Below are 23,759 nucleotides of genomic sequence, written 5' to 3'. Positions count from 1 at the left end.
GCCGGCCCGGGCGCCCAAGCCGCCCGCCAAGGCCGACCAGCCCGCCGCGCCCAAGCCGCTGCCGCCCGCTCCCGCCGGCCGCTCCGGTTCCCCCAACCGTGTCCGGGCCCGCCTCGCCCGTCTGGGCGTCCAGCGCTCCAGCCCGTACAACCCGGTCCTGGAACCGCTGCTGCGGGCCGTCCGCGGCAATGACCCCAAGATCGAGACCGCGACGCTGCGCCAGATCGAGCGCGCCTATCAGGTCGCCGAGCGCTGGCACCGCGGCCAGAAGCGCAAGAGCGGCGACCCGTACATCACCCACCCGCTCGCGGTGACGACGATCCTCGCCGAGCTGGGCATGGACCCGGCCACCCTCATGGCCGGCCTGCTGCACGACACCGTCGAGGACACCGAATACGGCCTGGACACCCTGCGGAGCGACTTCGGCGACCAGGTCGCGCTGCTGGTCGACGGCGTCACCAAGCTCGACCGCGTCAAGTTCGGCGAGGCCGCGCAGGCCGAGACGGTGCGCAAGATGGTCGTCGCGATGGCCAAGGACCCCCGGGTCCTGGTGATCAAGCTCGCCGACCGGCTGCACAACATGCGCACCATGCGCTACCTCAAGCGGGAGAAGCAGGAGAAGAAGGCCCGCGAGACGCTGGAGATCTACGCTCCGCTCGCCCACCGCCTGGGCATGAACACCATCAAGTGGGAGCTGGAGGACCTCGCCTTCGCGATCCTCTACCCCAAGATGTACGACGAGATCGTGCGGCTGGTCGCCGAGCGGGCGCCCAAGCGTGACGAGTATCTGGCGATAGTGACCGACGAGGTCCAGGCCGATCTGCGCGCCGCCCGCATCAAGGCCACCGTCACCGGCCGCCCGAAGCACTACTACAGCGTCTACCAGAAGATGATCGTGCGAGGCCGCGACTTCGCCGAGATCTACGACCTGGTGGGCATCCGCGTCCTCGTCGACACGGTCCGGGACTGCTACGCGGCCCTCGGCACCATCCACGCGCGATGGAATCCGGTCCCCGGCCGGTTCAAGGACTACATCGCGATGCCCAAGTTCAACATGTACCAGTCGCTGCACACGACCGTGATCGGCCCCAGCGGCAAGCCCGTTGAGCTCCAGATCCGTACCTTCGACATGCACCGCCGCGCCGAGTACGGCATCGCCGCCCACTGGAAGTACAAGCAGGAGGCGGTCGCCGGCACGTCCAAGGTGCGTACGGACGTGCCCAGGGGCGTCGGCAAGGGCGCCGGCCAGGACACCGTCAACGACATGGCCTGGCTGCGGCAGTTGCTCGACTGGCAGAAGGAGACCGAGGACCCGGGCGAGTTCCTGGAGTCGCTGCGCTTCGACCTGTCCCGCAACGAGGTCTTCGTCTTCACGCCCAAGGGCGATGTCATAGCGCTGCCGGCCGGTGCCACCCCCGTCGACTTCGCGTACGCGGTGCACACCGAGGTCGGCCACCGCACGATAGGTGCGCGGGTCAACGGGCGGCTCGTCCCGCTCGAATCCACCCTGGACAACGGCGACTTGGTGGAGGTCTTCACCTCCAAGGCGCCGGGGGCCGGACCGTCCCGCGACTGGCTCGGCTTCGTCAAGTCCCCGCGGGCCCGGAACAAGATCCGCGGCTGGTTCTCCAAGGAGCGCCGCGACGAGGCGATCGAGCAGGGCAAGGACGCCATCGCGCGCGCCATGCGCAAGCAGAATCTGCCCATCCAGCGGATCCTGACCGGCGACTCCCTGGTCACCCTCGCGCACGAGATGCGCTACCCGGACATCTCCTCGCTCTACGCCGCCATCGGCGAGGGCCATGTCGCCGCGCAGAGCGTCGTCCAGAAGCTGGTGCAGGCGCTCGGCGGCCAGGACGAGGCCACCGAGGACATCGCCGAGTCGACCCCGATCCGGCCGCGCTCCAAGCGCCGCTCCAGCGCCGACCCCGGCGTGGTCGTCAAGGGCGTCGACGATGTGTGGGTCAAGCTCGCCCGCTGTTGTACGCCGGTGCCGGGCGACCCCATCATCGGCTTCGTCACCCGCGGCAGCGGCGTCTCGGTGCACCGTGCCGACTGCGTCAACGTCGACTCGCTGTCCCGGCAGCCGGAGCGGATACTCGACGTCGAGTGGGCGCCCACCCAGTCCTCGGTCTTCCTGGTCGCCATCCAGGTCGAGGCCCTGGACCGCTCCCGGCTCCTGTCGGACGTCACGCGGGTCCTCTCCGACCAGCACGTCAACATCCTCTCGGCGGCCGTCCAGACCTCCCGCGACCGCGTCGCCACCTCCCGCTTCACCTTCGAGATGGGCGACCCCAAGCATCTGGGGCATGTGCTGAAGGCGGTACGGGGTGTGGAGGGCGTCTACGACGTCTATCGGGTGACCTCGGCCCGCAGGCCGTAGGGCCGCACACACGAAGGGGGCCCCGGCACGGAATCCGTACCGGGGCCCCTTTTTCGTAGCGGGCGCCTCAGCCATCAATTGAGGAACCCCGACGGCGATCAACCACCTCCGCGAGAGCGGCGCCGGTTTAGGCGCAAAGTCAGCCGCCGAACTCCTCCAGGCCCTTGAGCGCCTGGTCCAGCAGCGCCTTGCGGCCCTCCAGTTCGCGGCCGAGCTTGTCGGCCTTGGCGTTGTTGCCGGCCGCCCGGGCGGTGTCGATCTGCTTCTGCAGCTTGTCGACGGCGTCCTGGAGCTGACCGGTCAGCCCCGCGGCGCGGGCCCGCGCCTCAGGGTTCGTACGCCGCCACTCGGCCTCCTCGGCCTCCTGGATGGCGCGCTCGACGGCGTGCATCCGGCCCTCGATCTTCGGGCGGGCGTCCCGCGGGACGTGGCCGATGGCCTCCCACCGCTCGTTGATCGCCCGGAACGCCGCCCGTGCGGCCTTCAGGTCCGAGATCGGGAGCAGCTTCTCGGCCTCGACGGCCAGCTCCTCCTTGCGGGTCAGATTCTCTCGCTGCTCGGCGTCGCGCTCCGCGAAGATCTCGCCGCGCGCCTGGAAGAAGATGTCCTGGGCGCCGCGGAAGCGGTTCCACAGATCGTCCTCGTGCTCGCGCTGGGCGCGGCCCGCGGCCTTCCACTCCGTCATCAGCTCGCGGTAGCGGGCCGCGGTGGCCCCCCAGTCCGTCGAGTTCGACAGCGACTCGGCCTCGGCGACCAGCTTCTCCTTCGCCTTGCGCGACTCCTCGCGCTGGGCGTCCAGCGAAGCGAAGTGCGCCTTGCGCCGCTTGGAGAACGCCGAGCGGGCGTGCGAGAAGCGGTGCCACAGCTCGTCGTCCGCCTTGCGGTCGAGCCGCGGCAGGCCCTTCCAGATGTCGACCAGCGCACGCAGCCGCTCACCGGCCGCCCGCCACTGCTCACTGGCCGCCAGCTCCTCGGCCTCGGTGACCAGCTTCTCTTTGGCGTGCCGGGCCTCGTCGCTCTGCTTGGCCTTCTGCGCCTTGCGCTCCTCGCGGCGTGACTCGACGGTTTCGACGAGCTTGTCCAGCCGCTTCTTCAGCGCTTCCAGATCGCCCACCGCGTGGTGCTCGTCGACCTGCTGGCGCAGATGGTCGATCGCGGTCGTCGCGTCCTTCGCCGACAGGTCGGTGGTCTTGACCCGGCGCTCGAGGAGGCCGATCTCGACGACCAGGCCCTCATACTTGCGCTCGAAGTAGGCGAGGGCCTCCTCGGGGGTTCCCGCCTGCCACGATCCGACGACCTGCTCGCCATCGGCGGTACGCACGTACACGGTCCCCGTCTCGTCGACGCGGCCCCATGGGTCGCTGCTCACAGCGCCTCCTCCACATGATGCCGACGGGGGCGTGCGGCCCCCCGGCATCGTCCACAGTTTCTGTCCGGCAGAGCCGCGCCCTGGCCGGTCCGACGGGGTGTCTTGCGGGTGCGGGTGGCAGCCGTCGGAGCAGGCACCCTACACAAACGCCAATCTAGGCGACGGGCGGTCGGCTGTCCGCATCCAGCACGACCGAAATTCCGCGGTTCCCACACGGGAGCGACGGTGCGCCGCCCCCGTGCCGGCCTGCTGGTCAGGACTTGGTGACGGTTGCCTTGTCGATGACGACGGTGGCGTTGGGCTTGGTGTTGCCGGTCGCAGGGTCGGGTGTCGAGCCGGCGTCGGCGATCTTGCGCAGGACGTCCATGCCGCCGGTGATGGTGCCGAACGGGGTGTAGTTCGGGGGCAGCTCGCTGTCCTGGTAGACGAGGAAGAACTGGCTGCCGCCGGAGTTGCGGGTCTTGTCGTTCTTGCCGTCGTAGCGGTTGGCCATGGCGACCGTGCCCGCCGGATAGACACCGCCCTTGAGCCGCCGGTCCTTGAGGTTCTCGTCGGGGAGGGTGTAGCCGGGCGTGCCCTGGCCGGTGCCCTTCGGGTCACCGCACTGCAGGACGTGGATCCCCTCGTCGACCAGGCGGTGGCACGTGCTGTGGTCGAAGTAGCCCTGGCCGGCCAGGAACGCGAAGGAGTTGACCGTGTGCGGCGCCTTGCCCGCGTCCAGCTTCAGCTGCAGCGTGCCGCAGGTGGTCGACAGCTTCGCGGAGTAGGAGGCCGAGGTGTCGATGGACATCGCCGGCTCCTTCTTCCAGGTCTTCGTCGACGGCGTGCCCTTGGCGGGCCTGCCGCACGGGTCCGGTGCCTTGGAGGGCGTCGGGGTCGCCGCTGCCCGGTCGGCGTCCTCGTTGCCGTCGGCCAGTCCGGTAGAGGCGTAGGCGGTGGCACCGGCGGCCACGGCTACAGCCACGGCGGCCGCGATGAGCACATTGCGGCGTTTGGCCTTGTGCTGGGCCACGGTCCGCCGTTGCTGCTGGCGCTCGAACTTCTCCCGGGCGAGTTGCCGCCGCCGCTGATCCTTGCTGACCACCGGTCGTCTCCTTGTCTGAGCATCGATCGCTGTCGTCCGCCGTGGCCGTACCGTATACGGGTTCGCTCTGCCGGGAGTCCCGCCGGTAGGCTCTGGAGCTGCCGAGATGTCCGGGAGCGGCCTTGCGGTCCGCCCTCCACACCGATCCTTAAGGACGAACGTGCTGATTGCCGGGTTCCCCGCCGGGGCCTGGGGCACCAACTGCTACTTGGTCGCCCCCGCCGCCGGCGAGGAGTGCGTCATCATCGACCCGGGCCACCAGGCGGCCCAAGGAGTCGAGGACGCGGTCAAAAAGCATCGGCTCAAGCCCGTCGCGGTCGTCCTCACCCATGGCCATATCGACCATGTGGCCTCGGTCGTCCCGGTGTGCGGCGCGCACGACGTCCCGGCCTGGATCCACCCCGAGGACCGCTACATGATGAGCGACCCGGAGAGGGCCATCGGCCGCTCCATCGGTCAGCAGCTCATGGGCGAACTCACGGTGGGTGAGCCGGACGACGTCAAGGAGCTGAGCGACGGTGCCGCCCTGGAACTCGCCGGGATGGAGTTCTCCGTCGCGCACGCCCCGGGCCATACCGAGGGGTCGGTGACGTTCAGGATGCCCGAGCAGGCTGCCATTCCGCCGGTCTTCTTCTCGGGCGACCTGCTGTTCGCCGGCTCCATCGGACGCACCGACCTGCCGGGCGGCGATCACGCCGAGATCCTGCAGTCGCTGGCGCGTGTGTGCCTGCCGCTGGAGGACTCGACCGTCGTCCTGTCCGGCCACGGCCCCCAGACCACCATCGGCCGCGAGCGCGCCACCAACCCCTTCCTGCGGGAGGTGGCCGCCGGCCTCGGAGACGGCTTCAGCGCCGCTCCACGACGAGGAATGTGACGAGACCTTCCGTGAGCACCTTCAAGGCCCCCAAGGGCACGTACGACCTGATTCCGCCGCAGTCCGCCACCTATCTCGCGGTGCGTGAGGCGATCGCCGCGCCGCTGAAGAACTCCGGGTACGGCTACATCGAGACGCCCGGATTCGAGAACGTCGAGCTGTTCGCGCGCGGTGTCGGTGAGTCCACCGACATCGTGACCAAGGAGATGTACGCCTTCGAGACCAAGGGCGGCGACAAGCTCGCGCTGCGCCCCGAGGGAACCGCGTCCGTGCTGCGCGCCGCACTGGAGGCCAACCTCCACAAGGCCGGCAACCTCCCGGTCAAGCTCTGGTACTCCGGCTCGTACTACCGCTACGAGCGTCCGCAGAAGGGCCGCTACCGCCACTTCTCCCAGGTCGGTGCCGAGGCCATCGGCGTCGAGGACCCGGCGCTCGACGCCGAGCTGATCATCCTGGCCGACCAGGCCTACCGCGCGCTGGGCCTGCGGAGCTTCCGCATCCTGCTGAACTCCCTGGGCGACAAGGAGTGCCGCCCCGTCTACCGCGCCGCGCTGCAGGACTTCCTGCGAGGGCTGGAACTGGACGAGGACACCCGGCGCCGGGTCGACATCAACCCGCTGCGCGTCCTGGACGACAAGCGCGACGCGGTGCAGAAGCAGCTGACCGGTGCGCCGATGCTCCGCGACTACCTCTGCGAGGCCTGCAAGGCGTACCACGAGCAGGTGCGCGAGCTGCTGACCGCGGCGGGCGTGGCCTTCGAGGACGACGAGAGGCTGGTCCGCGGCCTGGACTACTACACCCGCACCACGTTCGAGTTCGTCCACGACGGCCTCGGCTCGCAGTCCGCGGTCGGCGGCGGCGGCCGCTACGACGGCCTCTCGGAGATGATCGGCGGCCCCGCGCTGCCGTCCGTCGGCTGGGCGCTGGGCGTCGACCGTACGGTGCTCGCGCTGGAGGCGGAGGGCATCACGCTCGACATCCCCGCCGCCACCGCCGTGTACGCGGTGCCGCTCGGCGAGGAGGCCCGCCGGGTGCTGTTCGGCGCGGTCACCGAGCTGCGCCGGGCCGGTGTGGCCACCGACTTCGCGTACGGCGGCAAGGGCCTGAAGAACGCCATGAAGTCCGCCAACCGCTCCGGCGCGCGGCTGGCGATCGTGGCCGGTGAGCGGGATCTGGCCGAGGGCGTCGTCCAGCTCAAGGACCTGGAGAGCGGCGAGCAGACGCCGGTCGCGCTGGACACCATGGTCGAGGAGGTCCGGCGCCGGCTGGGCTGAGGCCGTACGCGTAGGGGCTCTCCTGGAGGCTCGTCAACGGAATCGAACGGCGTGGAGGGGCCCGGACGGGGGTTGACCGTCCGGGCCCCTTACGTCAACACCAGGCGCGCGGGTTCCCTCTGTTTATGCGCAGCGAACGGTGGGCTGTCGGTCAGTTGGGGCAGAATGAAGCGCGCGCCCGCGGTCCTGCGGGCCCGCCCGGCCTCATCTCCAAGCGACCGACGGAACGGCGATATGACGATGACAGCGGTTGATGACGTGTCCATCGACGACGACCACGCGAGCGACTCGGGCACCATCGGCGCGGGTCGCGGCTTCGCTCTGCTCCTGGTGATCACCGGCGCGCTGGGCATCCTGGCGGCCTGGATCATCACGTTGGACAAGTTCGAGCTGCTGAGGGACCCGAACTTCACCCCGGCCTGCAGCCTCAACCCGATCATTTCCTGCACCAACATCATGCAGAGCAAGCAGGCTGAGGTCTTCGGCTTCCCGAACCCGATGGCCGGACTGGTCGGCTTCGGGGTGGTCATCGCGGTCGGCATGGCCCTGCTGGCCGGCGCCCGCTTCCGCCGCTGGTACTGGATCGGACTGAACGTCGGCACCGGGCTCGCCACGGTCTTCTGCATGTGGCTGATGGCCCAGTCGCTGTACAGCATCAACTCGCTGTGCCTGTGGTGCACGCTGACCTGGTGCGTCACCATCCTGATGTTCTGGTACACCACCGCGCACAACCTCAAGCACGGCATCATCCCGGCCCCCGAGGGGCTGCGCAGGACGGTGGTGGAGTTCCACTGGGTCGTGCCGGTGCTCTGGTACGGCGTGATCGCGCTGCTCATCCTCACCAAGTGGTGGTCGTACTGGAGCACGCTGCTCTAGGACCCTCCTGAGCCTGCTCGTACGACCCTGGCGCCCCGGCCCGTCCATGACGGCGGCCGGGGCGTTGTCAGTGGGGTGACATAGGCTCATGGACGTGGAGCCCGACCTGTTCACCGCCGCCGCCGAAGACCGCCAGGAGAAGGACCCCGCGGGGTCTCCGCTCGCCGTGCGGATGCGTCCGCGCACCCTCGACGAGGTCGTGGGGCAGCAGCATCTGCTCAAGCCGGGCTCGCCCCTGCGCCGCCTTGTCGGGGAGGGCGACGGCGGCCCTGCGGGGCCGTCCTCGGTGTTCCTGTGGGGGCCGCCCGGTATCGGCAAGACGACGCTGGCGTATGTCGTCAGCCAGGCGACGAACAAGCGCTTTGTGGAGCTCTCCGCCATCACGGCCGGCGTCAAGGAGGTCCGCGCGGTCATCGACGGTGCCCGGCGCGCCTCGGGCGGCTTCGGCCGGGAGACCGTGCTCTTCCTCGACGAGATCCACCGCTTCAGCAAGGCCCAGCAGGACTCCCTGCTGCCGGCCGTGGAGAACCGCTGGGTCACCCTGATCGCCGCGACGACCGAGAACCCGTATTTCTCGGTGATCTCGCCGCTGCTCTCCCGCTCGCTGCTGCTGACGCTCGAACCCCTCACGGACGACGATCTGCGTGGGCTGATGCAGCGCGCGCTGACCGATGCCCGCGGCCTCGCCGGCTCGGTCACGCTCCCCGACGACACCGAGGCGCATCTGCTGCGTATCGCGGGCGGTGACGCCCGGCGCGCGCTGACGGCCCTGGAGGCCGGTGCCGGCTCCGCGCTGGCCAAGGGCGAGAAGGAGATCACCCTCCGGACGCTGGAGGAGTCCGTCGACCGGGCCGCGGTGAAGTACGACCGGGACGGCGATCAGCATTACGACGTCGCCAGCGCGCTGATCAAGTCCATCCGCGGCTCGGACGTCGATGCCGCGCTGCACTACCTTGCGCGCATGATCGAGGCGGGGGAGGACCCGCGGTTCATCGCCCGCCGGCTGATGATTTCGGCGAGCGAGGACATCGGTCTGGCCGATCCGACGGCGCTGCAGACGGCGGTCGCCGCCGCCCAGGCGGTGGCGATGATCGGCTTCCCGGAGGCCCGGATCACCCTGAGCCAGGCCACCATCGCGCTCGCTCTGGCACCGAAGTCGAACGCCGCGTATCTGGCGATCGACGCCGCGCTGGCGGACGTCCGGGCCGGCCAGGCCGGTGCGGTGCCGCCCCATCTGCGCGACAGCCACTACAAGGGCGCCCAGAAGCTCGGCCACGGCCAGGGCTATCAGTATCCGCACGACCTGCCGGGCGGCATCGCGGCCCAGCAGTACGCACCGGACGAGGTGCACGGCAAGCGCTACTACACCCCGACGCGGCACGGCGCGGAGGCGCGCTACGCCGATGTCGCCGAGCGGGTCCGCGCCCGGCTGCGCGGCGCCTTTGGCGAGGGCGCCGCCGAATAGGGCGCCGCCGCGGGGGCCGGCCGGTGGCGGTCAACACCCGCTGTACCGCGGCCGGTTGACCGGCGCCGGACTACTCCGTCGCGGCGGCCTCGAAGAGGACGTGCATCGCCCGCCGCAGCTCCGTCACATCCCGCACCGGCTCCGGGAAGTCGAAGCGCGCGTCGAAGGACCGCTGCTCGGCGTCCGTGAAGCGGACCCGCAGCCCGAAGCGGTCCAGACCCACCGGCACGGCCCGGTCGCGCAGCCCGCAGACCTCCCCGCGGTCGCCCAGCAGTGCGCACAGCCCGCGCACCTGCTCGCTGTGCGCCGCGTGCAGATGCTGGAGCAGCTCCGCCTCGTGGGCGATCAGTGGATCGGGGGCGGCGTGGGCGAAGTCGTCGGGTTCGATGGGCTCGGCGCCCCACAGGTCGTCCACCGCGCCCTCGCCGACCTCCAGGCGCAGCATCATCCAGGCGGTCCGCCCGTACATGCCCGGTGCCGGGTCCGGGTGCAGGGTCTCGCCGATACCGAGCAGCTCGCCCACGGGGTGCCGCTCCGCGAGGAGCATCGCGGCCTCGGTGCGCTGCTCGTTGCGTACCGGGGTCAGCCAGCCGGCCACCCAGGCCCGTCCACGGATGCGATGGGGCACCGAAACCGGCGCGACGTCCGTGATCTCCATCACGGCGGTCAGATCGTCGTCCTGCGCGTGTGCGGCCGCCCGGGCCGCCGCACAGTCCCCAGGAACCAGCAACAGCACGTCTCCGTCGGGTGTCACCGTCCGGCAGACGGGAGCCGAGAGGCCGGTCTCGTCGGGGTCCTCGACGCCGGGGACGTTCACCGACGCCATACCATGGGACTCGACGAGGGTTCGTACGCGCTCGGCGGCAGTGGGCTGCCGGGCGCCATCCATGGGACGCGGCTGACCCGCCTCGGTGCTCTGGGCACGGGGCAGGGGGATCCCAGGTCGAAACATGCGTTCTCCTCGCGCTAAGGTAAGCCTCACCTAACTTACACGGAGGTCCGTTCCACGTGAACCAGTCGCGTCCCAAGGTCAAGAAGTCCCGCGCGCTCGGCATCGCGCTGACGCCGAAGGCCGTCAAGTACTTCGAGGCCCGTCCCTACCCGCCCGGCGAGCACGGCCGTGGCCGCAAGCAGAGCAGTGACTACAAGGTCCGTCTGCTGGAGAAGCAGCGTCTGCGTGCGCAGTACGACATCAGCGAGCGCCAGATGGCGCGTGCCTACGACCGCGCTCGGAAGGTCGACCTCAAGACAGGCGAAGCGCTGATCATCGAGCTTGAGCGCCGTCTGGACGCGCTCGTTCTGCGGTCGGGTATCGCCCGCACGATTTACCAGGCCCGCCAGATGGTGGTCCACGGCCACATCGCGGTGAACGACCGCAAGGTCGACAAGCCGTCCTTCCGCGTCCGCCCCGGCGACGTCGTGATGGTCCGCGAGCGCAGCCGCGAGAAGCACCCCTTCCAGGTCGCGCGTGAGGGTGGCTACGCCCCCGACGGCGAGACCCCGCGCTACCTCGAGGTCAACCTGCCGGCTCTCGCGTTCCGCCTCGACCGGGACCCGAACCGCAAGGAGATCCCGGTGATCTGCGACGAGCAGCTCGTCGTCGAGTACTACGCCCGCTAAGCACCACAGCCGGCGCAGCACCACGCTCAGCCCGCCGTCTCCCCGCCGCTCACGGAGGGGGAGGCGGCGGGCTCGTTCGTGGTGGGCGGCGTGATCCGCACCGTACGGCGCTGCGCGGGCACCTGGCCGGCGGGCCGCAGGATGCGGGCCACCGTCGTATCCAGATCGAGCCGCGCGCCCGCCCGCAGACAGCGCTCGTACCGCTCGGCCCCCAGCCGCTCCCGCGCCTGCTCCTCGCACAGCGCGTGCGGCTGGTTGTAGTAGCGCGAGCCGAACAGCGGCAGCCCCACCGACGGCCAGATCCGCCCCGCGGCGCCCTGGAGCACCGCCGCCTCCTCCGCATCGCCCTCGCCGAGCGTCACCAGCGCCAGCAGCTCGATCGCCAGCACCGCGCCCAGCAGATCGTGGAAGGTGTGGTCGATGGCCAGGCACTCCTCCAGCAGCGCCCGGGCCCGCCCGCCGTCTCCGCGCGACCACGCCGCGAAGGCCAGCACGAACTGGGCGTACGCCAGCGTCCAGCGCTCGCCGTGGTCCTCGCACACCTCCAGCACGTCCTCGCACAGCCGCACCGCGTCCGCCAGCCGCCCCTGGAAGGCCACCGCCATCGCCAGCTCGACCTGCCCCATCAGCACATTGCTGTTGAGCTCGCCGATCTCCCGGTAGCGGATCAGCGCCCCGCGCAGCAGCTCCTCGGCGCGCGGCATGTCGTCACAGACCAGCGCCAGACAGCCGGTGCGGTGCAGCGCATAGGCGGCCGCGGTGGCGTTGCCGGTCCGCTCGGCCTCGTCGCGGCACTCCTGCAGCGCCCCCAGCGCGCCGACGGTGTCCCCCTGGAGCACTGCCACATAGCCGGCCACCCACAGCGCCTTCAGCCGCGCATCGTCATGATCGCTCTCCAGCTCCAGCGCCCGGTCCAGCCAGTGCCGGCCCTCCGAGAGCCGGCCGCAGCCCACCCAGTAGAACCACAGCGTGCCCGCCAGGTACTGGCCCAGATGTGTATCGCCGGCGCTCTCCAGGCTCTGTTCCAGCGCCACCCGCAGATTGGGCAGCTCGGCCTCGATCCGCGCCGCGATCTCCGCCTGCCGGGAGCTGAACCAGTCCAGTTCGCACCAGGTGGCCAGCCCCAGGTACCAGTCGCGGTGCCGGCGCCGCAGCCGGTCGCCGTCGTGCGTCGCGTCCAGCCAGCCCGCCCCGTAGGCCCGTACGGTGTCCAGCATCCGGTAGCGCACCCCGGCCGTGGTCTCCACGCGCATGAGTACCGACTGGGCGACCAACTCCGCGATGACGTCCAGGAGTTCATCGGCCGGCAGCTCCGGGCCCGAGCAGACGTATTCGGCCGCCTCCAGATCGAACTGCCCGGCGAAGACCGACAGCCGCGCCCACAGCAGCCGTTCCTCGGGCGTGCACAGCTCATGGCTCCAGCCGATCGCGGTACGCAGCGTCTGGTGGCGCGGCGGCGTGCCGCGGGCGTTGCCGGTCAGCAGCCGGAAGCGGTCGTCGAGCCGGTGCAGCACCTGGTCCACGGACAGCGCGCGCAGCCGGCCGGCGGCCAGTTCCAGCGCGAGCGGAATGCCGTCGAGGCGCTCGCAGAGCTCGGCGACCGCGGCCTCGTTGGACGGCTCCACGGCGAAGCCGGCGACGACGGACGCGGCGCGGTCGGCGAACAGCGCGGTGGCGTCGGCGGCGTTCATCGGCAACAGCGGCCGGACGCTCTCGCCGGGGATCCCCAGCGGCCGCCGGCCGGCGGCCAGAACCCGCAGTGCGGGGGCGCGGCGCAGCAGCTCGGCGGTCAGGTCGGCGCAGGCGTCGACCAGGTGCTCATAGCCGTCCAGGACGAGCAGCAGTTCCCGCCCGGCCAGGTGGTCGCAGAGCGCGGCGCGCACCGGACGGCCGCTGTGGTCGGCCAGCGCCAGGGCCTCGGCAACGGCGTGGTCCAGCAGATGGGGCTCACGCAGGGAGGCCAGTTCAACCAGCCACACCCCCTCGCAGAAGCGATCCTGCAAGATCGCTGCGCCCTGGCGGGCGAGACGTGACTTGCCGACCCCGCCAAGGCCGGTGAGGGTCACCAGACGGGCCGATTCCAGCTGCCGCACCAGCACGGCCAGTTCGTCGTCGCGGCCGATGAAGCGGTTGAGTTCCGCGGGAAGATTTCCCGGCCTTCCCGGCGTCCGTGGACGCTCGGGGGAGGGGCGGGAGGCGGGCCCGGGGCGCATGAAGCGTCGCATGGCACACGGAGCGTACTCGGCAGGATGCGGACCGTACAATCACCCCTTCCTCTTCCGTTCGCGGCACAGGGAACGGGGTACGGACGGACAGTCACGGCGCGATAAGGTCAAGGCTGCCGTTCGAGCAGGATGAGACCAGACCAAACCAGTCGGAGAGTGGTGCCAACGTGTCCGGTGGAGAGGTGGCCGGGATCCTCGTGGCCGTCTTCTGGGCGATCCTCGTGTCGTTCCTCGCCCTCGTGCTGGTGAGGCTCGCGCAGACCCTCAAGGCGACCACCAAGATGGTGGCCGAGGTGTCCGAACAGGCCGTTCCGCTCCTCGCCGACGCCTCCGCGACCGTCCGCTCCGCGCACACCCAGCTGGCCCGTGTCGACGCCATCGCCGCCGATGTCCAAGAGGTCACCGCCAACGCCTCCGCGCTCTCCTCGACCGTCTCCTCCGCCTTCGGCGGACCGCTGGTCAAGGTCGCCGCCTTCGGCTATGGCGTGCGCCGGGCGATCGGCAAGAAGGGCGCACCGGAGCCGGAGCGCACCGTCGTCGTCGGCCGTACCCTGCCCGGCGCCCGCCGTGGCGGGCGCCGCAACCGTCGCTCCAAGGACTGATCACAGCGATGTTCCGCCGCGCATTCTGGTTCACCACCGGCGCCGCCGCCGGGGTGTGGGCCACCAACAAGGTCCACCGCAAGCTGCGCAAGCTGCAGCCCGACAGCCTCGCCGCCCAGGCCGCGGACAAGGCCGTCGAGACCGGACACCGGCTGCGCCAATTTGCATTGGACGTACGCACCGGAATGGCGGACCGTGAAGAGCAGCTGCACGATGCCCTCGGTCTCGGCGAGCCGGACCAGGTGCGCGAGCTGCCCGCACCGCGCCGCGCGGTGCTCGAACCGCAGTACCGAACCACGAGAACAACCGGACCGAACGGTCTGACCGGACCGACTGGAAAAGAGGACCACTGATGGAGTCGGCTGAAATCCGCCGCCGCTGGCTGCGCTTCTTCGAGGAGCGCGGGCACACCGTCGTGCCGTCGGCGTCGCTCATCGCGGACGACCCGACCCTGCTGCTGGTCAACGCGGGCATGGTCCCCTTCAAGCCGTACTTCCTCGGCGAGGTCAAGCCGCCCGCCCCGCGCGCCACCAGCGTCCAGAAGTGCGTCCGTACGCCGGACATCGAAGAGGTCGGCAAGACCACCCGGCACGGCACGTTCTTCCAGATGTGCGGCAACTTCTCCTTCGGTGATTACTTCAAGGAAGGCGCCATCAAGTACGCCTGGGAGCTGCTGACCAGCTCGCAGGCCGACGGCGGCTACGGCCTTGACCCGGAGAAGCTCTGGATCACCGTCTACCTCGACGACGACGAGGCCGAGCGCATCTGGCGCGAGGTCGTCGGTGTGCCCGCCGAGCGCATCCAGCGGCTGGGCAAGAAGGAGAACTACTGGTCCATGGGCGTCCCGGGCCCCTGCGGCCCGTGCTCCGAGATCAACTACGACCGCGGCCCGGAATTCGGCGTCGAGGGCGGCCCGGCCGTCAACGACGAGCGGTACGTGGAGATCTGGAACCTGGTCTTCATGCAGTACGAGCGCGGTGCGGGCACCGGCAAGGAGGACTTCGAGATCCTCGGCGAGCTGCCCAGCAAGAACATCGACACCGGCCTCGGCCTCGAACGCCTCGCGATGATCCTGCAGAACGTCCCGAACATGTACGAGACGGACACCCTGCGCGTCGTCATCGACAAGGCCACCGAGCTCTCCGGCGTCCGCTACGGCGCCTCGGCCGACTCCGACGTCTCGCTCCGCGTCGTCGCCGACCACATCCGCACCGCCACGATGCTCATCGGCGACGGAGTCACCCCCGGCAACGAGGGCCGCGGCTACGTCCTGCGCCGCATCATGCGCCGCGCCATCCGCAACATGCGCCTCCTGGGCGCCACGGATCTGGTCGTCGGCGAGCTGATCGACGTCGTCATCAAGACCATGGGCCAGCAGTACCCGGAGCTGCTGGAGGACCGCCGTCGCATCGAGACGGTCGCCCTCGCCGAGGAGGCCGCCTTCGTCAAGACGCTGAAGGCCGGCACCAACATCCTCGACACCGCCGTCACGGACACCAAGGCCGCCGGCGGCACCGTCCTGGCCGGCGACAAGGCGTTCCTGCTCCACGACACCTGGGGCTTCCCGATCGACCTCACCCTCGAAATGGCCGCCGAGCAGGGCCTGTCGGTGGACGAGGACGGCTTCCGCCGTCTGATGAAGGAGCAGCGGGAGCGCGCCAAGGCCGACGCCCGGTCCAAGAAGAGCGGCCACGCCGACCTGTCCGCCTACCGCGCCGTGGCCGACAAGTCCGGCGCCACGGAGTTCACCGGCTACAGCGCCACGGAGGGCGAGTCCACCGTCGTCGGCCTGCTGGTCAACGGCGTCCCGGCCCCCGCCGCCCATGAGGGCGACGAGGTCGAGGTCGTGCTGGACCGCACCCCCTTCTACGCCGAGGGCGGCGGCCAGCTCGCCGACACCGGCCGGATCAGGCTCGACTCCGGCGCCGTCGTCGAGGTCCGCGACGTCCAGCAGCCGGTGCCCGGCGTGACCGTCCACAAGGGCGTCGTCCAGGTCGGCGAGGTGGTGCTCGGCTCGGCCGCGTACGCCGCCATCGACGTCACCCGCCGCCGGGCCATCGCCCGCGCCCACAGCGCCACCCACCTCACCCACCAGGCGCTGCGCGACGCCCTCGGCCCGACCGCCGCCCAGGCCGGTTCGGAGAACTCCCCGGGCCGCTTCCGCTTCGACTTCGGCTCGCCGACCGCCGTGCCCGGCACCGTCCTCACGGATGTCGAGCAGAAGATCAACGACGTGCTGGCCCGTGAGCTCGATGTGCACGCCGAGGTCATGAGCATGGAGGACGCCAAGAAGCAGGGCGCCATCGCCGAGTTCGGCGAGAAGTACGGCGACCGGGTGCGCGTGGTGACCATCGGCGACTTCTCCAAGGAGCTGTGCGGCGGCACGCACGTCCACAACACCGCCCAGCTGGGTCTGGTGAAGCTGCTCGGCGAGTCCTCCATCGGCTCCGGCGTACGCCGCGTCGAGGCGCTGGTCGGCGTGGACGCCTACCGCTTCCTGGCCCGTGAGCACACCGTCGTCTCCCAGCTCACCGAGCTGGTCAAGGGGCGCCCGGAGGAGCTGCCGGAGAAGATCTCCGGTGTCCTGGCCAAGCTGAAGGACGCTGAGAAGGAGATCGAGAAGTTCCGCGCCGAGAAGGTGCTCCAGGCCGCCGCCGGGCTGGCCGACGGCGCCAAGGACGTACGCGGTGTGGCGCTCGTCACCGGCCAGGTCCCGGACGGCACCTCCGCCGACGACCTGCGCAAGCTGGTGCTGGACGTCCGTGGCCGGATCCAGGGTGACCGTGCCGCCGTCGTGGCCCTCTTCACGGCCACCAACGGCCGACCGGTGACGGTCATCGCCACCAACGAGGCCGCCCGCGAGCGCGGTATCAAGGCCGGTGACCTGGTCCGTACGGCCGCCAAGACGCTCGGTGGCGGTGGCGGCGGCAAGCCGGACGTCGCCCAGGGCGGCGGTCAGAACGCCGCCGCGGTGCCCGAGGCCATCGAGGCCGTGGAGCGCCTCGTGGCCGAGGCGGCCTGAGCCGCGTGAGCGATATGCGACGCGGCAGACGCATCGCCGTGGATGTCGGGGACGCCCGCATCGGGGTCGCCTCGTGCGACCCCGACGGGGTCCTCGCCACCCCCGTGGAGACCGTGCCGGGACGTGACGTACCGTCAGCGCACCGCCGGCTCAAGGCGATCGTCGACGAGTACGAGCCGCTTGAGGTCGTGGTCGGCCTGCCCCGCTCCCTCAGTGGGGGAGAGGGGCCGGCCGCGGCCAAGGTCCGGGCCTTCGCCCAGGAGCTGGCCAAGAACATCGCGCCCGTAGGGGTCCGGCTGGTCGACGAGCGGATGTCGACGGTCACCGCGACCCAGGGGCTGCGGGCCTCCGGCGTCAGGAGCAAGAAGGGCCGCTCGGTGGTCGACCAGGCGGCGGCGGTGGTCATCCTGCAGAGCGCCCTGGAGACCGAACGTGTCTCCGGGGAACCCCCGGGCGAGAGCGTCGAAGTGGTCATCTGATCGCGGTACTGTAACGTTCCGCGCGACGTGGCGGCGGTTCGAACAGCCGCACGTGCAAGTAGAGGCGGATTCGTACAGCAAGCGCGCTGCCAGGCCGGGGCGCACCGCCTCTCGGCTCTAGGGGATCGATGACCGAGTATGGCCGGGGCTACGGCTCCGAACCGTGGCATCCCGAGGACCCGCTCTACGGAGACCAGGGTTCGTACGGAGGCCAGGCGCAGCAGTCCCAGTGGGACGGACAGCAGTCCGCCCCGCATCCCCAGCAGCAGGGCGACCCTTACGCCCAGCAGCAGTACAACGGGGGCTGGGACGGCACGCAGGGCGGACAGCTGCCGTACGACCCGTACGACCCCTACGGTCAGCAGCCCCCGGTCGACCCGTACAGCGGGGCGAGCCCGGACTACTACGCCACCCCGGACGCCTACCCGCCGCCGCAGCCCCAGCATCTGCGCCAGCAGGCGCCGCCGCAGCAGCAGCAGCAACAGCAGCAGCAGCAACAGCAGTACCAGCAGGCGCCGCACCCGCAGCAGCAGAGCCCGCACCCTCCGCAGCACACGGACCCGGCGTACGACGACGGTCCGGGCGCCGGCGACGACTGGCGGGCCGACACGGATCCGCGCGAGCCGGAGCCGGAGCACTCCTTCTTCGCGGGCGACGACGATGACGACCGCGACGACGGCGACCCGCGCGAACAGCGCCGGGCCGGCCGCGAGCGCCGCGGCAAGAAGAACAAACGCCGCAGCGGCACCGCCTGCCTGATCGTCACCCTGGTCTTCGCCGGAGCCGTGGGCGCGGTGGGCTATTTCGGCTATGACTTCTTCATGAGCCACTTCGGATCGGCCCCCGACTACGAGGGTGAGGGATCCGGCGAGGTCCAGGTCGACATTCCGGACGGCTCACCGGTCTCGGAAATGGGCCTGATCCTCAAGCGCGAGGGTGTCGTCAAGAGCGCCGATGCGTTCACCGAGGCGGTGGGCGAGAAAAAGATGCAGGCGGGTACGTACACACTCCGCAAGCAGATGTCGGCCGCCTCCGCCGTCGAGCTGATGCTGGACCCCAAGAGCCGTAACGGCCTCACGATCCGTGAAGGGCTGCGGGCCGGCGCGGTCTACACGCTCATCGACAAAAAGCTCCACCTCAAGGCGGGCACGACCAAGGGCATCGCCGAGAGCCAGGCCAAGAATCTCGGGCTGCCCTCGTGGGCCGACGACTCCTCAAGTATCAAGGACCCGCTGGAGGGATTCCTCTACCCGTCGACCTACAGCGTCGGCGACAACGCCAAGCCGGCGGCGGTACTGAAGCAGATGGTGGCGCGGGCCAACCAGGTCTACGAGAAGTACGACCTGGAGGCGAACGCCCGGAAGCTCGGTCTGAATTCGCCGTTGCAGCTGCTCACCGTCGCCAGCCTCACGCAGGCCGAGGGCAAGTACAAGCATGACTTCGTGAAGGTCGCGCGCGTCGTCTACAACCGTCTCAAGCCGAACAACACCGAGACATACGGTCTGCTCGACTTCGACTCGACGGTGAACTACGCCAAGTCCCAGAGCACCCTGGACACCGGATCCGTCGACAATCTGCGGAATTTCAACGATCGGTACAACACCTACAAGTTCAAGGGCCTGCCGCCCGGACCGATCGGTAACCCGGGTGAGGTCGCCCTCAAGTCGGCCATCGACCCGGCCAAGGGCAACTGGTACTACTTCGTCTCGATCAATCCGGAAAAGACGCTGTTCGCCGAGACGAACGAAGAGCACGAGCGAAACCGCCACATTTACGAAAAGGAACACGAGAAAGCCAAGCAATGAGCCCCACACGTCACGCCGCGGTTCTCGGCTCCCCGATCGCCCATTCGCTCTCCCCGGTACTGCATCGCGCCGCTTACGCGGAATTGGGCCTGAGCGACTGGTCGTACGACCGCTTCGAAGTCGATGAGGCGGCGCTCCCCGGGTTCCTGGAGAAACTCGGCCCCCAGTGGGCGGGGCTGTCCCTGACCATGCCGCTCAAGCGCGCGGTGATCCCGCTGCTCGACGGGATCAGCGCCACCGCAGCCTCGGTCGAGGCGGTGAACACCGTCGTGTTCACGGCGGACGGCCGCCGTCTCGGCGACAACACCGACATCCCGGGCATGCTCGCCGCACTGCGCGAGCGCGGGGTGGAGCGGGTCGAGCGGGCGTCGATCCTGGGCGCCGGGGCCACCGCCTCCTCGGCGCTCGCCGCGCTCTCCCGTATCTGCACCGGCGAGGTGACCGCCTACGTCCGCAGCGACGCGCGCGCCGACGAGATGCGTGGCTGGGGCGAGCGGCTCGGGATCACCGTCCGCACCGCCGCCTGGGAGGACGCCGCCGCGGCCTTCGAGGCCCCGCTGACCGTCGCCACCACCCCGGCGGGCACCACCGACGCGCTGGCCGCCGCCGTCCCCGACCGGCCCGGCACGCTCTTCGACGTCCTCTACGAGCCCTGGCCGACGGCGCTGGCCGGCGCCTGGGCCGACCGTGGCGGCGCGGTGGTCGGCGGCCTCGACCTGCTGGTCCACCAGGCCGTCCTCCAGGTGGAGCAGATGACGGGACGCTCGCCGGCGCCGCTGGCCGCGATGCGCAAGGCCGGCGAGGCGGCGCTCGCGGCCCGCTGATCCGCCGGACCGGCCCCGGGCCCGGCGCCCGGTCCGCACCCTGGACTGGGCGCCGCCCCTCCCGCGCGACGTGGGAGGATCAGGGGGAGACCGTACGCGGATGAGCAGTACATGAGGAGCACCGTTGAGCAGGTTGCGCTGGCTGACGGCGGGGGAGTCGCACGGCCCCGCACTCGTGGCGACGCTGGAGGGCCTTCCGGCCGGGGTCCCGATCACCACCGAGATGGTGGCGGACGCGCTGGCCAGGCGCCGGCTCGGCTATGGCCGCGGTGCCCGGATGAAGTTCGAGCAGGACGAGGTCACGTTCCTGGGCGGGGTGCGGCACGGCCTGTCGCTGGGCTCGCCGGTGGCCGTGATGGTCGGCAACACCGAGTGGCCCAAGTGGGAGCAGGTGATGGCGGCCGACCCGGTGGACCCCGAGGAGCTGGCCGCACTCGCCCGTAACGCGCCGCTGACCCGCCCCCGCCCCGGCCACGCCGACCTCGCCGGGATGCAGAAGTACGGCTTCGACGAGGCCCGCCCGATCCTGGAGCGCGCCTCCGCCCGCGAGACCGCCGCCCGGGTCGCCCTCGGCGCCATCGCCCGCTCCTTCCTCAAGGAGACGGCCGGCATCGAGATCGTCTCGCACGTCGTCGAGCTGGCCGCGGCCAAGGCCCCGTACGGCGTCTACCCCAAGCCGTCGGACGTGGCGAAGCTGGACGCGGACCCGGTGCGCTGCCTGGACGCGGACGCGAGCAAGGCGATGGTCGCCGAGATCGACCAGGCCCACAAGGACGGCGACACCCTCGGCGGTGTGGTCGAGGTGCTGGCGTACGGCGTGCCGGTGGGCCTCGGCTCGCACGTCCACTGGGACCGGCGTCTGGACGCCCGGCTGGCCGCCGCCCTCATGGGCATCCAGGCCATCAAGGGCGTCGAGGTCGGTGACGGCTTCGATCTGGCGCGGGTGCCGGGCTCGAAGGCGCATGACGAGATCGTGGCCACGGACGAGGGCATCAAGCGCACCTCCGGCCGCTCCGGTGGCACCGAGGGCGGGCTGACGACCGGTGAGCTGTTGCGGGTGCGGGCGGCGATGAAGCCGATCGCGACGGTGCCGCGGGCGCTGGCGACCATCGATGTGAGCACGGGTGAGGCGGCCAAGGCGCACCACCAGCGCTCGGACGTCTGCGCCGTGCCGGCCGCCGGGATCGTCGCCGAGGCGATGGTGGCCCTCGTGCTGGCGGACGCGGTGGTGGAGAAGTTCGGCGGCGACAGCGTGCCGGAGACCCGTCGCAATGTGCAGGGCTTCCTCGACAACCTGGCGATCACATGACATCCCCGGCCGTTGTACTGATCGGCCCGCCCGGCGCCGGTAAGTCCACGGTGGGCGCGCTGCTGGCCGAGCGGCTGGGCGTCGGCTACCGCGACACCGACGCCGATATCGTCGCCACGGCCGGCCGGCCGATCGCCGAGATCTTCATCGACGAGGGCGAGCCGCACTTCCGCGAGCTGGAGCGGGCGGCCGTACGCGACGCGCTGGACAGCCACCCGGGCGTGCTCTCGCTCGGCGGCGGCGCGATCCTGGACGACGGCACCCGCAAGCTGCTGACCGGGCTGCCGGTGATCTTCCTGGACGTCCAACTCGCCGACGCCGTCAAGCGGGTGGGCCTCGACGCGCCCCGCCCGCTGCTCGCCGTCAACCCGCGTAAGCAGTGGCGCGAGCTGATGGAACGGCGCCGTCCGCTGTACACCGAGGTCGCGCGCGCCGTGATCGACACGGGGGAGCGCTCCCCCGGGCAGGTCGTCGACACGATCCTGGACGCTTTGGAGCTACGGCAGGCCGCGGGAGACGCCCCGCAGGCCGCCAACAGGGAGGAACAGGCATGACGGAGCAGGCCACCCGTATCCAGGTCGGCGGCACGGCGGGCACCGACCCGTACGAGGTGCTCGTCGGGCGGCAGCTGCTCGGTGAGCTCCCGGGCCTGATCGGCGACACCGTCAAGCGGGTCGCGGTGCTGCACCCCGAGGCGCTGGCCGCCACCGGCGAGGCGCTGCGCGAGGACCTCGCCTCCCAGGGCTACGAAGCCATCGCCATCCAGCTGCCGAACGCCGAGGAGTCCAAGACCGTCGAGGTTGCGGCGTACTGCTGGAAGGCGCTGGGACAGTCCGGCTTCACCCGCAGCGATGTGATCGTCGGCGTCGGCGGCGGTGCCACCACCGACCTGGCCGGCTTCGTCGCCGCGACCTGGCTGCGCGGGGTGCGCTGGATCGCGGTGCCGACCACGGTCCTGGGCATGGTGGACGCGGCGGTCGGCGGCAAGACCGGCATCAACACCGCCGAGGGCAAGAACCTCGTCGGCGCCTTCCACCCGCCGGCCGGTGTGCTCTGCGACCTGGCCGCGCTCGACTCGCTGCCGGTCCACGACTACGTCTCCGGCCTGGCCGAGGTCATCAAGGCCGGCTTCATCGCCGACCCGGCGATCCTCGACCTGATCGAGTCCGACCCGGAGGCCGCCAAGAGCCCGGACGGCGCGCACACCGCCGAGCTGATCGAGCGGGCGATCCGGGTCAAGGCCGAGGTGGTCTCCGCGGACCTCAAGGAGTCCGGTCTGCGCGAGATCCTCAACTACGGCCACACCCTGGCGCACGCCATCGAGAAGAACGAGCGCTACAACTGGCGGCACGGCGCGGCCGTCTCCGTCGGCATGGTCTTCGCCGCCGAACTCGGCCGGATCGCCGGCCGCCTGGACGACGCCACCGCCGACCGGCACCGCTCCGTCCTTGCGTCCGTCGGGCTGCCGCTGACCTACCGCGGCGACCAGTGGCCCAAGCTGCTGGAGACGATGAAGGTCGACAAGAAGTCCCGCGGCGACCGGCTGCGCTTCATCGTCCTGGACGGCCTCGCCAAGCCGACCGTCCTGGAGGGCCCGGACCCGGCGATGCTGCTCGCCGCCCACGCGGAGATCGCGGCGTGAGCGAGCGTAGCGAGCGAACAATGGAGCGGTGCGTGCCCGGCAAATGCCGGGCCCAGCGAAGCGAGGTTTGCGCATGAGCGGCAGGACCCGGCGGGTGCTCGTCCTCAACGGTCCCAACCTCGGCCGGCTGGGCTCCCGTGAGCCCGATGTCTACGGCGCCACCTCCTACGCCGGACTGGTCGAGGAGTGCACCCGGCTCGGCAAGGAACTGGGCTTCGAGGCCGAGGTCCGGGAGACCAACGACGAGGGGGAGATGATCCGCTGGCTGCACGAGGCCGCCGACGGATCCATTCCGGTCGTCATCAACCCCGGTGCGTTCACGCACTATTCGTACGCCATGCGGGACGCGGCCGCCCAGCGCACCGCCCCGCTCATCGAGGTGCACATCTCGAACCCGTACGCGCGCGAGGAGTTCCGCCACAATTCGGTCATCGCGGCGGTCGCCAGCGGTACGGTCGCCGGATTCGGCATCGGCTCGTACCGCCTCGCGCTCCGCGCGCTGGCCGAGGAGCTGAACGACTGACGCGCCCTCGGGCACCCGATCCCGCCCCCGGTCGTTCATGCATCGAGCGCCGGGGGCGGGGAGCCTCTCCCTGCCGCGGCGGGGAAGGTACCGTTCGCTCCAGCACCACCCACGCCGACGGCCGTGGGGCACAACGGCCCCTCGGGGTCGGTGGGTTACCGCACGACGCACCGGGCAGCCCGGCCCGGCGCCGCGCACGCACCACGTCGACCGCACGAGACGGAGAGCCACCGGATGCAGTACGCAGTGGGGGCTCCGCTGCCGCCGCCCCGCGGGCCGGCATCAGGACCCGGGGCCGCGATGAACTGGACGCCCAACCCGGGACGGCCCACCCCGCCCACCTCGCCGCCGGCCCCCTCGGCCCCGCCCCCGCCGGCTCCGGC

At 70.8% G+C, this 23,759-nt stretch carries 20 protein-coding genes; 16 read left to right on the top strand and 4 right to left on the bottom strand.

Translation table 11 applies throughout. The features are described from left to right. On the top strand, positions 1-2,383 hold a 2,383-nt coding region (locus tag DY245_RS25115; protein WP_147318370.1), incomplete at its 5' end, for a RelA/SpoT family protein. Positions 2,384-2,522: 139 nt separating this feature from the next. Here DY245_RS25115 and DY245_RS25110 read toward each other — a convergent pair. Both DY245_RS25110 and DY245_RS25105 read right to left on the bottom strand, forming a co-directional pair. Then, on the bottom strand, positions 2,523-3,752 hold the full coding sequence (locus tag DY245_RS25110) for a DUF349 domain-containing protein (RefSeq protein WP_128509497.1): 1,230 nt from the start codon (positions 3,750-3,752) through the stop codon (positions 2,523-2,525). 253 nt (positions 3,753-4,005) lie between these two features. Continuing rightward, positions 4,006-4,836 (bottom strand): peptidylprolyl isomerase, encoded by an 831-nt coding sequence (locus DY245_RS25105; RefSeq protein ID WP_128509496.1) that lies wholly within the window; start codon positions 4,834-4,836, stop codon positions 4,006-4,008. Positions 4,837-4,996: 160 nt separating this feature from the next. Between DY245_RS25105 and DY245_RS25100 the strand changes: the two genes are divergently transcribed. The 4 genes from DY245_RS25100 to DY245_RS25085 all read left to right on the top strand — a co-directional run bounded on the left by DY245_RS25100 (position 4,997) and on the right by DY245_RS25085 (position 9,325). Continuing rightward, on the top strand, positions 4,997-5,710 hold the full coding sequence (locus DY245_RS25100; protein ID WP_128509495.1) for an MBL fold metallo-hydrolase: 714 nt from the start codon (positions 4,997-4,999) through the stop codon (positions 5,708-5,710). An 11-nt stretch (positions 5,711-5,721) separates the two neighbouring features. Then, entirely contained in the window at positions 5,722-6,984 is a 1,263-nt protein-coding gene (gene hisS / locus DY245_RS25095; protein ID WP_128509494.1) for a histidine--tRNA ligase, read from the top strand. Positions 6,985-7,218: 234 nt separating this feature from the next. Continuing rightward, positions 7,219-7,860 carry a vitamin K epoxide reductase family protein gene (locus DY245_RS25090; RefSeq protein ID WP_128509493.1) on the top strand — a complete coding sequence of 214 codons (642 nt, stop codon included), beginning with the start codon at positions 7,219-7,221 and terminating at the stop codon, positions 7,858-7,860. Between the two features lie 88 nt (positions 7,861-7,948). Further along, positions 7,949-9,325: a replication-associated recombination protein A gene (locus DY245_RS25085; RefSeq protein ID WP_244943243.1), complete on the top strand. Its 1,377-nt coding sequence runs from the start codon at positions 7,949-7,951 to the stop codon at positions 9,323-9,325. A gap of 70 nt (positions 9,326-9,395) precedes the next feature. Here the strand turns inward: DY245_RS25085 and DY245_RS25080 are convergent, their stop codons facing one another. Then, on the bottom strand, positions 9,396-10,151 hold the full coding sequence (locus DY245_RS25080; RefSeq protein ID WP_128509500.1) for a DUF2470 domain-containing protein: 756 nt from the start codon (positions 10,149-10,151) through the stop codon (positions 9,396-9,398). 182 nt (positions 10,152-10,333) lie between these two features. On the opposite strand from DY245_RS25080, the gene rpsD reads away from it, so the two are divergent. Beyond that, the gene (gene rpsD / locus DY245_RS25075) at positions 10,334-10,945 is read left to right on the top strand and encodes a 30S ribosomal protein S4 (RefSeq protein WP_128509492.1); all 612 of its coding nucleotides are present in this window, start codon (positions 10,334-10,336) and stop codon (positions 10,943-10,945) included. Between the two features lie 26 nt (positions 10,946-10,971). Here rpsD and DY245_RS25070 read toward each other — a convergent pair whose 3' ends face one another. Continuing rightward, a complete protein-coding gene (locus tag DY245_RS25070) occupies positions 10,972-13,170 on the bottom strand; it encodes an ATP-binding protein (protein WP_128509491.1) in 2,199 nt (732 codons plus the stop codon). A 167-nt stretch (positions 13,171-13,337) separates the two neighbouring features. Here DY245_RS25070 and DY245_RS25065 point away from each other — a divergent pair, with 167 nt between their 5' ends. The 10 genes from DY245_RS25065 (at position 13,338) to aroQ (ending at position 23,376) form a co-directional block, all read left to right on the top strand. Beyond that, positions 13,338-13,772 carry a DUF948 domain-containing protein gene (locus DY245_RS25065; protein WP_244943242.1) on the top strand — a complete coding sequence of 145 codons (435 nt, stop codon included), beginning with the start codon at positions 13,338-13,340 and terminating at the stop codon, positions 13,770-13,772. Positions 13,773-13,780: 8 nt separating this feature from the next. Beyond that, positions 13,781-14,125, top strand: a complete 345-nt coding sequence (locus DY245_RS25060) for a DUF6167 family protein (RefSeq protein WP_128509490.1) — start codon at positions 13,781-13,783, stop codon at positions 14,123-14,125. After that, positions 14,125-16,794: an alanine--tRNA ligase gene (gene alaS / locus DY245_RS25055; protein WP_128509489.1), complete on the top strand. Its 2,670-nt coding sequence runs from the start codon at positions 14,125-14,127 to the stop codon at positions 16,792-16,794. Before DY245_RS25060 ends, alaS begins: the two co-directional genes overlap by 1 nt. Positions 16,795-16,808: 14 nt before the next feature. Further along, positions 16,809-17,273 carry a Holliday junction resolvase RuvX gene (gene ruvX / locus DY245_RS25050; RefSeq protein WP_128509498.1) on the top strand — a complete coding sequence of 155 codons (465 nt, stop codon included), beginning with the start codon at positions 16,809-16,811 and terminating at the stop codon, positions 17,271-17,273. Positions 17,274-17,401: 128 nt separating this feature from the next. Then, complete coding sequence (mltG, locus tag DY245_RS25040) at positions 17,402-19,078, top strand: endolytic transglycosylase MltG (RefSeq protein ID WP_128509488.1); 1,677 nt, start codon at positions 17,402-17,404, stop codon at positions 19,076-19,078. After that, positions 19,075-19,902, top strand: coding sequence for a shikimate dehydrogenase (locus tag DY245_RS25035; RefSeq protein ID WP_128509487.1), 828 nt, complete (start codon positions 19,075-19,077; stop codon positions 19,900-19,902). Before mltG ends, DY245_RS25035 begins: the two co-directional genes overlap by 4 nt. Before the next feature lie 124 nt (positions 19,903-20,026). Next, positions 20,027-21,211, top strand: a complete 1,185-nt coding sequence (aroC, locus tag DY245_RS25030) for a chorismate synthase (protein ID WP_128509486.1) — start codon at positions 20,027-20,029, stop codon at positions 21,209-21,211. Further along, a complete protein-coding gene (locus DY245_RS25025) occupies positions 21,208-21,765 on the top strand; it encodes a shikimate kinase (RefSeq protein WP_128509485.1) in 558 nt (185 codons plus the stop codon). Before aroC ends, DY245_RS25025 begins: the two co-directional genes overlap by 4 nt. Further along, the gene (aroB, locus tag DY245_RS25020; RefSeq protein WP_128509484.1) at positions 21,762-22,853 is read left to right on the top strand and encodes a 3-dehydroquinate synthase; all 1,092 of its coding nucleotides are present in this window, start codon (positions 21,762-21,764) and stop codon (positions 22,851-22,853) included. The genes DY245_RS25025 and aroB overlap by 4 nt, the downstream gene beginning before the upstream one ends. A 73-nt stretch (positions 22,854-22,926) precedes the next feature. After that, positions 22,927-23,376, top strand: a complete 450-nt coding sequence (gene aroQ, locus DY245_RS25015; RefSeq protein WP_128509483.1) for a type II 3-dehydroquinate dehydratase — start codon at positions 22,927-22,929, stop codon at positions 23,374-23,376. Positions 23,377-23,759: the final 383 nt, after the last annotated feature.

This window comes from Streptomyces inhibens, assembly GCF_003389455.1.
In the GTDB taxonomy this organism is placed as follows: Bacteria; Actinomycetota; Actinomycetes; order Streptomycetales; family Streptomycetaceae; genus Streptomyces; species Streptomyces inhibens.
The sequence above is the reverse complement of the archived record's forward strand: the minus strand, read 5'-3'. Positions and strand labels throughout refer to the sequence as shown.

Excerpts from the sequence above, each read along its gene's own strand:
- DY245_RS25090 (WP_128509493.1), top strand. The coding sequence starts at position 7,219 with ATGACGATGACAGCGGTTGATGACGTGTCCATCGACGACGACCACGCG.
- DY245_RS25085 (WP_244943243.1), top strand. The coding sequence starts at position 7,949 with ATGGACGTGGAGCCCGACCTGTTCACCGCCGCCGCCGAAGACCGCCAG.
- DY245_RS25080 (WP_128509500.1), bottom strand. The coding sequence starts at position 10,151 with ATGGCGTCGGTGAACGTCCCCGGCGTCGAGGACCCCGACGAGACCGGC.
- DY245_RS25070 (WP_128509491.1), bottom strand. The coding sequence starts at position 13,170 with ATGCGACGCTTCATGCGCCCCGGGCCCGCCTCCCGCCCCTCCCCCGAG.
- DY245_RS25060 (WP_128509490.1), top strand. The coding sequence starts at position 13,781 with ATGTTCCGCCGCGCATTCTGGTTCACCACCGGCGCCGCCGCCGGGGTG.
- alaS (WP_128509489.1), top strand. The coding sequence starts at position 14,125 with ATGGAGTCGGCTGAAATCCGCCGCCGCTGGCTGCGCTTCTTCGAGGAG.
- ruvX (WP_128509498.1), top strand. The coding sequence starts at position 16,809 with ATGCGACGCGGCAGACGCATCGCCGTGGATGTCGGGGACGCCCGCATC.
- mltG (WP_128509488.1), top strand. The coding sequence starts at position 17,402 with ATGACCGAGTATGGCCGGGGCTACGGCTCCGAACCGTGGCATCCCGAG.
- DY245_RS25035 (WP_128509487.1), top strand. The coding sequence starts at position 19,075 with ATGAGCCCCACACGTCACGCCGCGGTTCTCGGCTCCCCGATCGCCCAT.
- DY245_RS25025 (WP_128509485.1), top strand. The coding sequence starts at position 21,208 with ATGACATCCCCGGCCGTTGTACTGATCGGCCCGCCCGGCGCCGGTAAG.
- aroB (WP_128509484.1), top strand. The coding sequence starts at position 21,762 with ATGACGGAGCAGGCCACCCGTATCCAGGTCGGCGGCACGGCGGGCACC.
- aroQ (WP_128509483.1), top strand. The coding sequence starts at position 22,927 with ATGAGCGGCAGGACCCGGCGGGTGCTCGTCCTCAACGGTCCCAACCTC.